Source organism: Umezawaea tangerina (assembly GCF_003002815.1).
Taxonomy (GTDB): Bacteria; Actinomycetota; Actinomycetes; order Mycobacteriales; family Pseudonocardiaceae; genus Umezawaea; species Umezawaea tangerina.
Window position 1 is genome coordinate 731073 of the sequence record NZ_PVTF01000002.1, and the last position, 14486, is coordinate 745558.

15 protein-coding genes are annotated in these 14486 nt (G+C 73.6%); 8 read left to right on the forward strand and 7 right to left on the reverse strand.

Annotated features, from left to right (window positions below):
- Positions 1-15 precede the first annotated feature (15 nt).
- Both CLV43_RS48425 and CLV43_RS48430 read left to right on the forward strand, forming a co-directional pair.
- Positions 16-1104, forward strand: a complete 1089-nt coding sequence (locus CLV43_RS48425) for a sensor histidine kinase (protein WP_106186849.1) — start codon at positions 16-18, stop codon at positions 1102-1104.
- Complete coding sequence (locus tag CLV43_RS48430; protein ID WP_106186630.1) at positions 1101-1772, forward strand: response regulator; 672 nt, start codon at positions 1101-1103, stop codon at positions 1770-1772. Before CLV43_RS48425 ends, CLV43_RS48430 begins: the two co-directional genes overlap by 4 nt.
- On the opposite strand, the gene CLV43_RS09310 is transcribed toward CLV43_RS48430, so the two are convergent.
- On the reverse strand, positions 1769-2713 hold the full coding sequence (locus tag CLV43_RS09310; protein ID WP_146174704.1) for a M56 family metallopeptidase: 945 nt from the start codon (positions 2711-2713) through the stop codon (positions 1769-1771). The two genes, CLV43_RS48430 and CLV43_RS09310, sit on opposite strands and share 4 nt — an antisense overlap.
- Before the next feature lie 59 nt (positions 2714-2772).
- On the opposite strand from CLV43_RS09310, the gene CLV43_RS09315 reads away from it, so the two are divergent.
- The 3 genes from CLV43_RS09315 (at position 2773) to CLV43_RS09325 (ending at position 6047) form a co-directional block, all read left to right on the forward strand.
- Complete coding sequence (locus CLV43_RS09315; protein WP_106186632.1) at positions 2773-3168, forward strand: BlaI/MecI/CopY family transcriptional regulator; 396 nt, start codon at positions 2773-2775, stop codon at positions 3166-3168.
- Between the two features lie 119 nt (positions 3169-3287).
- Entirely contained in the window at positions 3288-3953 is a 666-nt protein-coding gene (locus tag CLV43_RS09320) for a FadR/GntR family transcriptional regulator (RefSeq protein ID WP_106186633.1), read from the forward strand.
- 276 nt (positions 3954-4229) lie between these two features.
- Entirely contained in the window at positions 4230-6047 is a 1818-nt protein-coding gene (locus CLV43_RS09325; protein WP_146174705.1) for a diguanylate cyclase domain-containing protein, read from the forward strand.
- Here CLV43_RS09325 and CLV43_RS09330 read toward each other — a convergent pair whose 3' ends face one another.
- Complete coding sequence (locus CLV43_RS09330; RefSeq protein ID WP_106186635.1) at positions 6048-6257, reverse strand: TOBE domain-containing protein; 210 nt, start codon at positions 6255-6257, stop codon at positions 6048-6050.
- Positions 6258-6522: 265 nt separating this feature from the next.
- Positions 6523-7506: a MucR family transcriptional regulator gene (locus tag CLV43_RS09335; protein ID WP_170155766.1), complete on the reverse strand. Its 984-nt coding sequence runs from the start codon at positions 7504-7506 to the stop codon at positions 6523-6525.
- Positions 7507-7720: 214 nt separating this feature from the next.
- Between CLV43_RS09335 and CLV43_RS09340 the strand changes: the two genes are divergently transcribed.
- Entirely contained in the window at positions 7721-8683 is a 963-nt protein-coding gene (locus CLV43_RS09340; protein ID WP_106186637.1) for a squalene cyclase, read from the forward strand.
- Between the two features lie 7 nt (positions 8684-8690).
- Here the strand turns inward: CLV43_RS09340 and CLV43_RS09345 are convergent, their stop codons facing one another.
- The 3 genes from CLV43_RS09345 to CLV43_RS09355 form a co-directional block, all read right to left on the reverse strand.
- Positions 8691-9557, reverse strand: coding sequence for an alpha/beta fold hydrolase (locus CLV43_RS09345; RefSeq protein WP_106186638.1), 867 nt, complete (start codon positions 9555-9557; stop codon positions 8691-8693).
- 67 nt (positions 9558-9624) lie between these two features.
- Complete coding sequence (locus CLV43_RS09350) at positions 9625-10125, reverse strand: VanZ family protein (RefSeq protein ID WP_106186639.1); 501 nt, start codon at positions 10123-10125, stop codon at positions 9625-9627.
- A 126-nt stretch (positions 10126-10251) separates the two neighbouring features.
- On the reverse strand, positions 10252-12180 hold the full coding sequence (locus CLV43_RS09355; RefSeq protein WP_245886230.1) for a LamG-like jellyroll fold domain-containing protein: 1929 nt from the start codon (positions 12178-12180) through the stop codon (positions 10252-10254).
- Positions 12181-12275: 95 nt separating this feature from the next.
- Between CLV43_RS09355 and CLV43_RS09360 the strand changes: the two genes are divergently transcribed.
- Together CLV43_RS09360 and CLV43_RS09365 are read left to right on the forward strand one after the other, a co-directional pair.
- Positions 12276-13391, forward strand: a complete 1116-nt coding sequence (locus tag CLV43_RS09360; RefSeq protein ID WP_106186640.1) for an inorganic phosphate transporter — start codon at positions 12276-12278, stop codon at positions 13389-13391.
- A gap of 14 nt (positions 13392-13405) precedes the next feature.
- A complete protein-coding gene (locus CLV43_RS09365; RefSeq protein ID WP_106186641.1) occupies positions 13406-13630 on the forward strand; it encodes a hypothetical protein in 225 nt (74 codons plus the stop codon).
- Positions 13631-13637: 7 nt separating this feature from the next.
- Here CLV43_RS09365 and CLV43_RS09370 read toward each other — a convergent pair whose 3' ends face one another.
- Positions 13638-14483: a DUF742 domain-containing protein gene (locus CLV43_RS09370; RefSeq protein WP_106186642.1), complete on the reverse strand. Its 846-nt coding sequence runs from the start codon at positions 14481-14483 to the stop codon at positions 13638-13640.
- Positions 14484-14486: the final 3 nt, after the last annotated feature.

Genomic DNA, 14486 nt, shown 5'->3' on the forward strand with positions numbered 1-14486 from the left:
GGGCCGGTGCTCCCGATGATCCGTTCGGTCCGGGCGGACGTGGTGCTCGCGGTGGTGCTGACGGCCGTCTCCACGGCCGCCCTGGACTCCGCCGTCGACTGGCAGGCCTACCCGCTGGCCGCGCTGAGCGTCGCGCCGATCGCGCTGCGCCAGCGGGCCCCGCTGACCGTCACCCTGGTGATGTGCGCCGCGCTGATCTCCTTCGTGCTCCTGGGCTACGGCGACTTCCCCGACAGCGGGGTCGGTGCCGTGGTCGGGCTGTTCTCCGTCGCGCAGCTCCGGCCGTGGCCGAGTACCGCGGTCGCGCTGGCGGTCGTCCTGCTGGCGCTGGTCACCGTCTACTCGACCGTGGTCGGGACCGCCGACGGCTGGCCGGGACTGGCCGCCGCCGTCGTGCAGTGCGTGACCATGTGCCTGCTCGGGGAGAGCACCAAGCGCTGGTCGCAGCGGGTGGAGCGGCTGGCGGAGCGGGCCGCGACCGCCGTCGCGGACGAACGGGTCCGGATCGCCCACGAGCTGCACGACATCATGGCCCACCACATGTCCGTCATCTCCCTCCAGTCCGGTCTGGCCGAGCACGTGCTGACCAGCGACCAGGAGACGGCCCGCAAGGCCATGGCCGCCGTCGGCGGGACCAGCCGCGAGGCGCTGGCGGAGATGCGCCGCCTGCTGACCGTGCTGCGCCCGGAGGCACCCGAGGGCCTGCGCCCCCAGCCGGGACTGTCCGAACTGGAGGGACTCGTGGCCAGGCTGCGGGAGACCGGGCTGCGGGTGGACCTCGCGGTGACCGGCAGGCGGCGCGCGTTGCCGCCGGGCCTCGACCTGTGCGCCTACCGCGTCGCGCAGGAGTCGCTCACCAACGTGCTCAAGCACGCCGGACCCGCCGAGGCCAGGGTGCGGCTGGACTACAGGGAGCAGGTGCTGACGCTGGAGGTCGTCGACGACGGGCACGGGCCGTCCGCGCACCGCGGCGCGACCACTCCGCGCGGCATCGCCGGGATGCGCGAGCGGACCGAGCTGTACGGCGGGGTCCTGGACGCCGGACCGCGTCCGGAGGGCGGCTTCGCCGTGCTGCTGCGCCTGCCCTGCGAGGAGACCCCGTGACCACGCGCGTCCTGGTCGCCGACGACCAGGCGCTGCTGCGCGCCGGGCTGACCGCGCTGATCGGGACCGCGGAGGGCCTGGAGGTCGTCGGCGAGGCCGAGCACGGCGCGCAGGCGGTGGACCTCGCGGTCGCCACCCGCCCGGACGTGGTGGTCATGGACATCCGCATGCCGGTGCTCGACGGGATCGCGGCCACCGAGCGGATCCTCGCGGCGGTCACCGACCCGTCGCCGCGGATCCTGATCCTGACCACGTTCGACCTCGACGAGTACGTCTACCGCGCGCTGGGCGCGGGCGCCGCCGGGTTCCTGCTCAAGGAGACGCCGCCGCTGCGGATCATCGCCGCCGTGCGCGCGGTGGCCGCGGGCGACGTGCTCATCAGCCCGGCCGTCACCCACCGGCTCGTGGAGACCTACGCCCTGCACCACCGGACGAAGCTCCCGGACCGCGACGGCCTGGCCGGGCTGACCGCCCGCGAGGTCGAGGTGCTGCGCCTGGTCGCGCTCGGCCTCGACAACGCCCAGATCGCCCACCGCCTGGTGCTCAGCGAGTCCACGGTGAAGACGCACGTCAAGAACCTGATGGGCAAGCTCGGGCTGCGCAGCCGCGCGCAGGCCGTGATCGCCGCCTACGAGAGCGGGCTGGTCACCCCCGGCACCACAACCTAGCGCCCGGTGGTCGAGGCCAGTTCCAGCAGCTCCTGGAGGTCGCGGGCGCCCTCGGCCGTCCACACCACCGTGGCCACCGCCAGCAGCACCAGCAGGACGCCCGGCCAGCCGAGGCGGCGGCGCGGCGCCATCAGGGCCGAGACGCGGCGGGGCACGGTGCCCGGCGAGGAGCCCAGTGCCATCAGGGCGCCGAGCGGGCCGCGGTCGGCCTTGGCGGCCAGCGCGGCGACGCCGATGGCGCGGGCGACGTGGCGGCGGTCGCCCACCTCCGCCGCCGCGGACTCGTCGGCGACCCGCTCGACCAGGTAGGCGACCTGGTGGGCCACCGGCCAGAGCAGGGGCTGGACGGTGGCGGCCAGCCGGGTGAGCCAGACGAGCCGGTGGTGGCCGCCGTGCAGGTGGGCGCGCTCGTGCGCGATCAGGGCGCCGCGCTGGCGTTCGTCCAGGACGGACAGCATCCCGGTGGTCACCACGATCCGCCGCGGCAGACCGGGCAGCGCGAACGCGGCGACCCGGTCGTCGGCCACGGTCACCAGGTCGCCCCGCGGTTCGAGGCGGTCGACCGCGGACCGGGCCTCGCGCAGGGCGGCGCGACGGCCGCGCCACCGCCAGGCGGCCATCAGCGCGGCAGGCGGCACCCACGCCAGCGAGAACCACGACACCCAGGGCACCCCCGCGGTGTCGGCGGCGACCGTCTCGGCGGACCACCCGCCCAGCGCGGCCACGGCGGGCACCTCCACCAGCGCCTTCACCGCGAAGAGCAGCAGCGTCACCGTGCTCGCGGCCGCCGCGACCACCGCCGACCAGGCGACCACCCGGAGCGCCGGTTCGGGGCGGAGCCGGTCGGCCAGCAGGTGCGCCCCGAGCACCACGAGCAGCGGAGTCGCCAGGACGGACCAGGCGAAGTGGTCGAACATCCCGCTCCCTTCGGTCTGGGACAACAGTGTCCTCCGTCGCGGGGCGTCCCGTGCGGGTGGTGTCGATCTGTACCATTCCGCCCGTGAGCGACGGCGGCACCACCGACGACGAGGGCGCGCGGTCCAGGCGCCAGCCCGGCGCACTGGCCGCCGAGGTCCTCACGGTGCTCGGCGCCAGCGACTCCGCGTTGACCCCCGCCGAGGTCCGCGACCTGCTGGACCCGTCGGGGTCGCTGTCCTACAGCACCGTCGTCACCACGCTGACCAGGTTGCACGACAAGGAGATGGCGACCCGCGTCCGCGACGGGCGCGCCTACCGCTACTCCGCCGTCGCCGAGCCGTCCGCCCTCGTGGCGTGGCGGATGGGCAGGCTGCTCGACAGCGACCCGGACCACGCCTCCGTGCTCACCCGGTTCGTCGGGTCGTTGAGCGAGAAGGACGAGCGGCTGCTGCGGGACCTGCTCGGCAAGCTCGACTGACCCTCCCCCGTCGGCGGTGCGCCACTTGACAAGCCGACACCCCGGTCTTCTACAGTCGTGTGGCAGGTCGACGGCGCCGAGCCGGACCGACTCCTCGGGCGCGAAGGGCACCGGACCACATGCCGCCGAAACGGGCGGGCTTCGAAGAGGCCGTCGAGTGGATCACCAGGCGCGTCGAGTCCGGTGAGTGGCCGCTGGACTCCCGGATCCCCAGCCAGGAGGAGCTGATCGAGACCCTGGGTCTCGGCCGCGCGGTCGTGCGCCAGGCCATCAGGACCATGTCCGCCAACGGGGTGCTGGAGAGCGCCCGCGGCCGCGGCACCTTCGTCCGGGCCCGCAGCGCCGTCGACGCCGTCCTGCGCGACCACCTGCGCGACCAGCCCGTCGAGCAGACCCTCGGGCTCCGCCGCGCCCTGGAGGTCGAGGCCACCGGCCTGGCCGCCGCCCACTGCACCGACGAGCACCTCGCCGTCCTCCGCGCCGCCCTCGCCGCGCCGCGGCAGCCGTGCTGGACGTCCGCCTACCGCGCCGCAACCGGCCGGACCGAGGTCTCGCTGGACGTCTTCCACACCACCGTCTTCGCCGCCTCCGCCAACCCGCTGCTCGGCGACCTGCACCACTGCGCCGTCGCCGCCCTCCGCTACGCCGACCTCCACCCCGAGCCTGCGAGCAGTCGCGACGAGGCGCACGCGCGGATCTTCGCCGCGATCCACGACGGCGACGTCACCGCCGCCCGTCTCGCGGCGGCCGCGCACGCGGACCGGGATTCGCCGTCACGCGAATAATGATTTGCAGGCAAATACGAAAATTGCGGATTCACCTCACCTGTCCAACGTGGACATCCTTTAACGGCAGCGAAAAGCGCACATCAGCCCACCAGTCACATTCCACGTGATCTCGACTCCGCAAGTAAATAAGGCGCCGCAGGCACACTGTTGGGCGATCGACAGCCCTTTCATTGACGTGGTTCAATCCGGTGTCCGCCGTTCGGCCTAACATCGCTGTGCTGTCGTTGCGCGACCGCAGGCCCGGAACAGTCGCCACGGGCGAAGAGGTGAAGCGTGCCGGAGCCTGAGGTGGCACCGGATCTGCTGGAGTTCGCCCGCCGGTGGGCAGCGGCCCTGAGGGGCTCCGGGGGCGCCGAGCTGGAGACGATGGTCGTCCGGCTCGCGAAGGAGATCGGGGAGCAGACCGTCCGCGGTGTCGACGACCGGTTCACGGCGTTGTACCGGGACTGCCCGACGGCCGTGGTGCTGACCGACCCCGCCGGGGTGGTCACGGCGGTCAACCCGGCGTTCCTGAGGTTGGCGGGGCAGGCGGACGAGGGCGGGGTGCTCGGGAGGCACGTCAGCGGAGTCGGGGCCGCCGAAGGGGATCGGGCCGGGTTGCGGGAGGCGTTGGACGAGCTCTCGGCGGGGAGTCCGGTGCTCGACGACATCGAGATCGGTGGTGCCGACGACACGACGAGGCGCGTGCGGATGTCGGTCACGAGGCTCCCGGACGGGGCGCCGGTCTTCATGTTCGAGGACATGCACGAGCTGCGGCTGCTCCAGGAGACGTTCGAGTACCAGAGCCTGCACGACTCGGTGACCGGCCTGCCGAACGCCGCGCACTTCCGCTCCAAGCTGGAAGCCATGACGGGTACCGGCACCGCGGAGCAGATCGCCTTGCTGCACCTGGACATCGACGGTTTCAAGGTCGTCAGCGACGGGCTCGGCACGGAGGCGGCGGAGCTCGTGCTGCGCGGGGTCGCGGGGGCGTTGCGGACGGTGTTCACCGACCACGGGGCGTTCCTCGCGCGGTTGTACGGGGACGTGTTCGCCGTGGCGCTGCGCGGCGAGCTCACGTCGACGACGGTGGTGGACCTGGCCGAACGCGCGATCGCCGAGCTGGCCAAGCCGGTCCACGTGGACGACGGCATCGGGGTCGGGGTGAGCGCGAGCGTCGGCATCGTGCTGGCCGACCTGCCCGGCCCCGCGCACACGGACCTGATGCGGTCCGCGGAAGTGGCGCTGCACCGGGCGAAGGAGCTCGGCAAGGCGCAGTGGGTGCTGTTCGACCCGGCCGCGGACCAGGCGGCCCGCGAGCGCTACCGGCTCGCCTCCGCGATCGCGGGGGCGATGGCCGGCGGCGAGATGTCGGTGGCCTACCAGCCGCACGTCGTCCTGCCGGACGCCCGGATCGTGACCTCGCTCAACGCCGCGCTGCGCTGGGACCACCCCGAGCTGGGCCGCCTGCGCTCGGACGTGTTCTACCCGCTGGCCGAGACCACCGGGCTCACCGTGCCGCTCGGCCGGTACCTGCTCGCCGAGGCGCTGCGCACGACGGCGGACTGGCGGGCCAGGTTCGGCTCGGACGCGCCGATGGTGTGCCTGACCCTGCCGCAGCGGATGGCGATCGACGGCGACCTGGTCGGCATCGTGCGGGCGGAGCTCGACCGCAACGGCCTCGACCCGCGCCACCTCATGCTGTGCACCGACAGCCCGTCGCTGCTGGACGAGCGCGGTGACCTGATCGAGTCGATCGGCCACCTGGCGGGGCTCGGCGTGCTGTTCATCCTCAACGTCACCGGCCTCACCGACCTGGAACTGGTGCCCGCGCTGGGGGTCCCGGCCCCCGCAGTGATGCTGGTCGGCGCGATCGTCGACGTGCTCGACGTCGACGAACCGCCGGAGTGGGCCCGGCGCAACGTCCGCCAGCTGGTCGAACGGGCCGAGGAGCTGGGCATCAAGGTCGGCGCGTACGGCGTGCACTCCCAGGAGCACGCCGAGCTGCTGTTCGCGCTCGGCGTCGTCGTCGGCTCGGGCCCGTACGTGCCCGAGCACGTCACCCGCGAGGAGGCGGAGGTCTGGATCGGCCGCGCCTACCCGATGGGCTAGCTACTCGACGCCGATCATGACCTCGGTCGACTTCACCAGCGCCGTCACGGGTTGGCCGACCTGGAGGCCGAGGTCCGCCACGGCGTCCATGGTGATCGACGCGGTCACCTGCTGCCCGCCGTCCAGGTCCACGGTCACCACGGCCATCACCGCGCCGTCCTTGATCGAGGCCACGGTTCCGGTCAGCTGGTTGCGGGTGGACAGTCGCACGTGCTCTCCTCGGGATCGTCGTCGCTTGCCCCCGCAGCGTACGTCGCTTCCGGATCGCTTGTGGCCCAACGGTTTCCGCCCGCCGCCGCAGGTGCGTCGATGATCACGGGTGTGCGCACCGCACACGCGGGCACCACCACGTGCTGGGGCGGCAGGCGAGAAGTCGGGGCACGTACCCGATCAGCTGACGCGGGCCACCGACCGGCGGGTGCGGCAACCGTTGCGGCGCAGAGGATCGAGCCGAACCGACGGCGGTTCGCGGCCATCAGCGGATCAGGCCCGCGCGCCTGCGCACCCAGGACTGCGACTGGCCGCACTCGGCGGCGATGGACTTCCAGCTCAGGCCCGACGCGCGGCGGTCGGCGAGGTAGGCGGTGACGTCCGGGAAGCCGAACCGGGCGGCCACGCCGTCCGCCCGGTCCTGGACCAGGCGGCGGGTGGTCGCGTGGGTGACGCGGGCGAGGCCGTGCCTGGCGAGCGCGGTCTGCACGGCGGAACGGCTCAGGCCGGTCTCGGCGGCGATGGCCTGCACCGAGCGGGCGTGCCGCAGGTGGCGGTCGCGCAGGTACTCCGGCACGCCGTCGAACCCGAGGCCGGCCAGCACCGGCAGCCACGGGGCGTCCAGCCGCCGGACGCGGGCGTGCTCGGCGATCGCGTCCGCCGTGCCGGGGTCGACGGAGCGCAGGTGGCGGGAGAGCCAGTCCTTGTGCAGCCCGGCCTCGCGGCTGATCGCGGCCAGGCTGCGCCCGGCCAGGACCCGGTCGGCGACCAGCGCGCCGATGTCGGGGAACCCCAGCTCGGCGGCGGCCTTCGCGGCGACGGTGCGGAGCCGGACGAGCGCGTGCCGCCGGATGCCCTCGTTGCGCGCCTGCGGGGAGATCGCGGCGAGCGCCCGCAACGTCTTGCGGCGGCGTTGTTCGGGGTGCTTGCGGCCGCGCGCGGCCTGCGCGGCGGCCTCGGTCAGCACGCCGGACCTGGCGCGGTCCTCGCCCTCCTCGCACCACGCGCGGACGAGCGGGTCGCTCGCCCGGCGCCTGCGCAGCGCGTCGGCCCGGCGTTGCCGGGTGCCCACGCCCTCCAGCGGCGCGGTGCGCTCCAGCCCGAACTCCTCGCGGTAGGCGAGGTCGTCCGTGCCGTGCGCGCGCAGGTGGGCCAGGACGGACTTGAACCAGCGTCCGCACACGTGGCACAGGACCCGGTCGCCCTCGTGCACGACCGAGCCGATCGGCGCGTGGTCGGCGAGAGTCACGGCGGCACCTCCGCTAGTCACACTGAGACTAGGCGAACCTGAGGCAGCGGTAAAGGGCTCCATCGGAGGATCAGCGCGGGAGGCGGGCGTGGCATCTTCGACCGGCGCGACCTCGTCGACCCGCACCTCGACCGAGGCCGGGAACGCCCGGCGGCACTGCCGCACGTGGTCCGTTCGGGATGAGATCCGGTGCCGCGCGGTCTAGAGTCGCCGGATGGTTTCCGGCGACCTGACCACGTGGCTGCTCGACTCCGACCCCGCGTTGCGCTGGCAGGTCGAGCGCGACCTGGTGGGCGCGCCGCCGGAGGTGTGGGAGGCGACGCGGGCGCGGGTGGCGACCGAGGGGTTCGGCGCGCGGCTGCTGGCGTTGCAGGACCCGGACGGCCAGTGGGCGGGCGGCGCGTTCTTCCCGGCCCCCTCCCCCGACGAGCCCGAGGAGGACGGGCAGCCGTGGACGGCCACGACGTGGACGCTCAACTCGTTGCGGGAGTGGGGACTCGACGCCGCCGTCCTGCACGGGCGGCGCACGGCCGAGCTGCTGGACGAGAACTGCCGCTGGGAGTACGACGACCTGCCCTACTGGGGTGGCGAGGTCGACTGCTGCATCAACTCGTGGACGGTCTCGAACGGACTGTGGCTCGGCGTCGACGTGACCTCGAACGTCGAGTGGTTCGTGGAGCACCGGCTGCCCGACGGCGGCTGGAACTGCGAGTGGGTCGAGGGCTCGACCCGGTCGTCGTTCCACTCCACCCTCAACGCGCTGAAGGCGCTGCTGGACGACGAGACCACCACCGGCGGCACGGAGGCGTCGCGCGCCGCCCGGCGGTCCGGCGAGGAGTACCTGCTCGAACGGGACCTGCTGCACCGGCTGTCGACCGGTGAGCTGGTGGGGCCGTGGGTGACCCGCTTCGCCTACCCGATGCGCTGGGCCTACAACGCGCTCAACGCCACCGAGTACTTCCGCCGCGCGACGCTGTTCGACGGCACCCCGCCGGACCCGCGCGTCGCCGACGCGATCGCCGTGGTGCGGGCGGCCCGCCAGGCGGACGGCACCTGGTCGCAGGGCGAGGTCCAGCCGGGCCGGGTGTGGTTCGACGTCGAGGTGCCCGCGGGCGAGCCGTCGAGGTGGCTGACCTTCTACGGCACCCGCGTCCTGCGCTGGTGGGACTCGGCGTGAGCCGCCGTCAGGACCCGTCCCGGAAGAACCCCGCCAGGTCGGCCGCCAGTGCGTCCGGCGCCTCCTCCGCCACGTGGTGCCCCGAGTCGATCCCGTGCCCGCGCACGTCCGGCGCCCAGTCCCGCCAGATCCGCAGCGGGTCGCCGTAGAGGTCCTCCAGGTCGTCGCGCAACGACCACAGCACCAGTGCCGGGCACCCGATCCGCACCCCGGCCGCGCGGTCGGCCTCCTCGTGGAACCGGTCGATCGACAGGCCCGCCCGGTAGTCCTCCAGCATCGCCCGCACCACCTCCGGCCGCCGCGTCGCCGCGCGCCACTCGTCGTGGTTCTCCCGGCCCATGACCTCCGGGTCGCCGCGGTACCAGGCGTCCGGGTCGGCGTTGATGACCCGCTCCGGGACGTCGGGCTGGGCGAAGAAGAACCAGTGCCACCACTGCGTCGCGAACCGCGCCGTGATGCGCGAGAGGTGCTCGCTGACCGGCAGGCAGTCCAGGAACGCCACCCGCCGCACCGCCCCCGGGTGGTCGAGCACCAGCCGCAGCGCCACCGCACCGCCGCGGTCGTGCCCGGCGAGCAGGAACCGCTCGTGCCCCAGCGCCCGCATCACCGCCACCAGGTCCCCCGCCACCACCCGCTTCGAGTAGCCCGCGTGGTCCGCGGTGAACGCGGGTCCGCGCGACCGCCCGTACCCGCGCAGGTCCGGGCAGACGACCGCGAACCCCGCCCGCACCAGCAGCGGCGCGACCCGGTGCCAGGTCGCCGAGGTCCGGGGGTGGCCGTGCACCAGCAGCACCGGCGGCCCCTCGCCGCCGAACCGGGTGAAGACGGTGGCGTCGTCCACCTCCACGAGCCTGGACTCGAAGTTCTCGAACATCCGCCCAGCATCACCCACCGCCGGTCGACCCGCGATCCGGTGCCCGCCGGCCGCCGGGACCGCTTCGTCACCGCTCGGCGGAGCGCGCGAACACGAGCACGATGCGGGCCAGCACGCCCGCGACCAGGATGCCGACGGTGTTCATCGCCCAGTCCTCGGTGTCGCACCTGCGCCCGATCACGGGCAGCACGGCCTGCACGGCCTCGATCGCGAACGACCCGACCACGGCCACCAGGACCACGAGCAGCGGTCGGCGGGAGGCCAGCGCGGCGAAGAGGACCAGCGGGAGGAACAGGGCGATGTTGGCCAGCAGCTCCACGCTGCCCGACGTCGGCAGGAACAGCTGGACCGCGCAGAGGACGCCGTCGTCCGCGCGGATGCCGGTGGGGACGAGGGTGACCGCGACGAGCGGGATGGCGGACAGCACCGCGAGGATCCACAGGACCGGCGCGGCGTCCGAACGCCGGGTGCGGACGAGCAGGTAGCCCAGTGCGCAGCAGACGGCGACGACCAGGACCGCCATCACGGGCACCAGGTCCGAGTGGTCCAGCAGGAAGTCGGTGATCACGTGGTCCGAGCCTACAGCGGTCCGGTCCGCGCGGAGGCCCGTCGACGGGTCGGGGCCACGGCGGCCCCCGGTGCCGGGGAGCCGCCATGACCCTGTCCTTTGTGGACACCCGTCCGCGACGGGCGGCTACCGGCCAGGCACCGCCGTCAGGAACTCGGCCGGTCGGAGGGCGCGGGCCACGATGCGGGTGTCGCCGATCCAGCCGTAGAACCCGTGCCCGTACCGCAGGGCGAACTGGGTGGCACCGATGACGAACGGCTTGCCCAGCGTGGAGATGCCCTTGGACTCCTCGGAGGCGTTGCGGGAGATCTTCGCGCCGTCCACGTACATCGTGGTGCGCCTGCCGTCGTTGACCACCGCGACGTGGGTCCACCGGCCGGTCGGGACGGCGTGGCTCCACGAGGTGGGGTCGGCGTCGGTGGGGACGGGGTAGACGACGAACTGGAGGAAGCGCTCACCGGAGACGTTGAGGCTGCACGTCGGCTCCTCCGGGGACCAGCCGCTGGACTTGCCCGCGTCGCCGCTGCGGCCCTCCCAGCTCAGCACCCCCATGAACGCGTGGTCGCCCTCGAACGGCTCGGGCAGCTTGAGGAACGTCTCGATGGTGTAGCCGGACTCGAACCGCGCGCTGTTGACCGGGGCTTTCGGGGCCGCCCGCAGGATCGCGCCGCGGTCGGGGCCGTGCCCGCCGCCGAAGCGGAGGCTCGCGTGCGCGGGCGCGGTGTCGTGGTGGTCGGCGGACCAGGTCAGCACCTCGGGACCCGCCGCGCCGATGAGCTCGACGGTGAGGTCGTTGCCGCGGCCGGTCAGGTCGCGGGCGACGCTGCCGGGTGCCACCGGGCCGCCGTCGGTGCCCGCGGCGCGCAGGCCGTCGGCGTCGAAGCGCCAGTAGGCCGCGGTGTCCTTGACCAGCACCGCGGACGCGGGTCGCGCCGCGGGCAGCGCGGGCGGGGCGAACCCCGCGAAGCGGGCGCGGAAGTCGATCGGCACGGAGAACCGGTCGGCGTCCCCGGTCAGCCGGGCCGTCTCGACCTCGGGCACCGTGGAACCGCGGGTCAGCAGCCACGGCGAGCACGTCTCGACGTCGATCACGCCGCGCGCGAGGTCGAAGGTGTAGAAGCGGACCATGCCCGCGCCGCCGTAGTAGCGGTCCTGGTAGTTGGTGATGTGCAGGTGCACGGCGTTGCCGTGGTCGTTGGTCAGGGTGGTGCGCCCCGGCGGCCAGTAGTGCCCGTTGAGGGTGAGGAAGACCTGGTCGTTGCGGCGGACCAGGCCGTCCCACAGGCGCCTGCCGTGCTCGGACAGCACCGCGTCGCCGTCGTCGGCGGAGACGAGGTCGTGCGTGGTGAGCACGACCGGCAGGGTCGGGTGCCGGTCGATCACCTGCTGGGCCCAGCGGATCCCCTGGTCGGACACGCGCCAGTCCAGCGCCAGCAGCAGCCACTGCCGCCCACCCGCGCGGATGACGTGGAAGCTGTTGTAGCCCTTGGCGTCGAAGCCGGCGGAGGTCCCCATCCGGGAGAACCGGCCGGGCGGGAACGTGCGCGAGTACGGGGTGGCGGCGCGCTGGTCGTCGGTGCCGCCCGGCACGTCGTGGTTGCCCGCCAGCACGCTGTAGGGCATCCGGCCGTCGATCGTGCGGAACACCGCGTCGGCGGTGCGCATCTCGCTCTCGGTGCCGTGCTCGGTGACGTCGCCCAGGTGGGCCAGGAACACCACGTCCGGGCGCTGGAGCAGCGCGCGCAGGGTGTGCCGGACCGGTTCCGGGTCGGAGCCGCCCTCGTCGAGGAGGTACTGGGTGTCCGGGAGCACCGCGATCGTGAAGCGGGGGTCGTCCGGGTCGCGGGGCGAGGTCCGGGCGGACGCCTCGGGGGCGGTCGTGGCCGTCAGGGCGGCGACCGCGGGTGCGGTGAACGCGGCCTGCAGGACGGTGCGGCGCCCGACGGTCGGGGTGTCGGCCATGGTGGTGGTGCCTCCCGGTGCGCGGTAGGTGGGGGGCCAGCCTGTCGGGTCCGGCTGCCGCGCGGTCGACGTCCCGCCGAACAGCAGCCGCACAGCGGCTGAAATCCGCCCACCCACGGGAGTTCACCCGTTGTTCGGATTCGGCTCGTACCTTCGGGGCAACCCCACCGCCGACGGAGGAGGGCGCGATGGACGTCTCGGTGATCGTCCTGGTGGTCGTGGTGACCGCCCTGGCTTTCGACTTCACCAACGGGTTCCACGACACGGCCAACGCGATGGCCACCTCCATCGCGACCGGGGCGCTGAAACCCAAGGTCGCGGTGGGCATGTCGGCGGTGCTCAACCTGGCGGGGGCGTTCCTGTCGATCGAGGTCGCCAAGACGATCTCCAGCGGGATCGTCGACGAGAGCAGGATCAGTCCGGCGATCATCTTCGGCGGCCTGGTCGGGGCGGTGGTGTGGAACCTGGCGACGTGGCTGCTCGGCCTGCCGTCCAGCTCGTCGCACGCCCTGTTCGGCGGCCTGATCGGCGCGACCTGGGTGGCCTCCGGCGCGGACGCGGTCCGGTTCACCACGGTGGTGGAGAAGGTGCTGGTCCCGGCGGTCGCCTCGCCGCTGATCGCGGGCGTGGTGGCCGCGATCGCCACCTACTTCGCCTACACGATCACCCGCCGCGCGCCCGGCGACTCGCGCACCCGCGGGTTCCGGATCGGCCAGATCGCGTCGGCGTCGCTGGTGTCGCTGGCCCACGGAACCAACGACGCGCAGAAGACCATGGGCGTCATCACGCTGACGCTGATCACCGCCGGGTCGCTGCCCGCGGGCGCGCGGCCGCCGCTGTGGGTGATCATCTCGGCGGGCTCCGCCATCGCGCTGGGCACCTACCTCGGCGGCTGGCGGATCATCCGCACGATGGGCAAGGGCATCACCGACATCGAGAGCCCGCAGGGGTTCTCCGCCGAGACCAGCGCCGCCGCCGTCATCCTCACCTCGTCTCAGCTGGGCTTCGCGCTGTCCACGACGCACGTCTGCTCCGGCGGCGTGATCGGCGCCGGGGTCGGCAAGCGGCTGGCCGAGGTGCGCTGGGGCGTGGCCGGGCGGATGGCGGTCGCCTGGCTGCTCACCCTCCCCGCCGCGGCCGTCGTGGGCGCGCTGGCCGGTGAGCTGGCCGCGCAGGGCACCGTCGGCACGATCGTGGTGGCGCTCGCCGCCGTCGCGGTCGCCGCCGGGTGCTACGCCGCCTCGCGCCGCGACCCCGTGGGCGCGCACAACGTCAACGACGTGCCCGCGCACGCCACCGTCTGAGCGAGGAGCCGACCGTGCACGTGAACTGGAGCGCACTGGGCGGGGTCTTCCTCGTCGCGCTGACCGCGGCCGTCGGGATGGTCGTGCTGTTCTCGCTGGGGATCGTCGCGCTGGACCGCCGGAGCAGCGCGGTGGCCGAGCGGCGTCCGGCGGGCGCGGCGACGGCGACGTCCGCGCTGTGCTTCCTGGCCTGCACCGCGGTCATCGTCTACGGCCTGTACCTGGTCGTCGTGCGCTGAACGGCGGTCAGGCCATCCGGAGCAGGCCTTCGCGGACCCGTTCGAGCAGCTCGCGGCTCGGCCTGGTGTCCACGGTGGACGGATGCTGGTCGACCACGATCAGGCCCGCCTCGATGGCGTCGGCGATGAGCACGCGCGCGACGCCGAGCGGGGCGTTGAGGTAGGCCGACACCTCCGCGACCGACTGCGGCGCGTTCACGCACAGGTTGCAGATCAGGGCTGTGTCCGCGGTGATGCCGGGGTTGCCCGGCTCGCGCTCGTGCAGCCTGGTGACCGACAGCATGGTCTCCAAGCGCAGGTCGTGGCCCTGGTTGACCCGGCCGTGCGTGCGGATGTAGGGCCGCACCACCAGGTCGTCGTCGGCCCACACGGCGTCCGAGTCGGTCGCGCCACCCGGCGGCCTGCTGGGTTCGGGGCGCGGTCGGTCCACGACCGGTTCGAGGTTCACCGCGGTGAAGGCCTCCCACGAGTCCTCCGCAGCGGGCGGGCGCGGCGGCAGCACCGGGGCGGGCGGCTCGACCGGCTCCTCGGTGAAGGCGCCCCACACCGGTTCCAGGTTCGTCTTGGTGAACGCGTTCCACTCGGAGGGCGGTTCGGGTTCGACGGGCAGGCCGGGAGGCGGGCGGTCGACGGGCGACTTGGTCTTGGCGAACGCCTCGAACAGGTGCGGGCGGCGGACGGGCGGCTCCGGCGTCGGCGGGGGCGTCGGCTCGGGTTCCGGCTCCGGCTCGGGCTCCGGTCGGGACTGCTGCTGCGGGCAGGGGCGGAAGTCGTTGTCGGCCCACTGCTGGTAGTCGGGCCACCCGCCGAAGGCCAGCGGGTGGAACTTGGGTTTCTTCGCGCGCTTGCTCATCGC

Bases quoted from the DNA above. Each gene is read 5' to 3' on its own strand.
- CLV43_RS48425 (WP_106186849.1), top strand. From the start codon at position 16: ATGATCCGTTCGGTCCGGGCGGACGTGGTGCTCGCGGTGGTGCTGACG.
- CLV43_RS09320 (WP_106186633.1), top strand. From the start codon at position 3,288: ATGCCGCCGAAACGGGCGGGCTTCGAAGAGGCCGTCGAGTGGATCACC.
- CLV43_RS09340 (WP_106186637.1), top strand. From the start codon at position 7,721: ATGGTTTCCGGCGACCTGACCACGTGGCTGCTCGACTCCGACCCCGCG.
- CLV43_RS09345 (WP_106186638.1), bottom strand. From the start codon at position 9,557: ATGTTCGAGAACTTCGAGTCCAGGCTCGTGGAGGTGGACGACGCCACC.
- CLV43_RS09360 (WP_106186640.1), top strand. From the start codon at position 12,276: ATGGACGTCTCGGTGATCGTCCTGGTGGTCGTGGTGACCGCCCTGGCT.
- CLV43_RS09370 (WP_106186642.1), bottom strand. From the start codon at position 14,483: ATGAGCAAGCGCGCGAAGAAACCCAAGTTCCACCCGCTGGCCTTCGGC.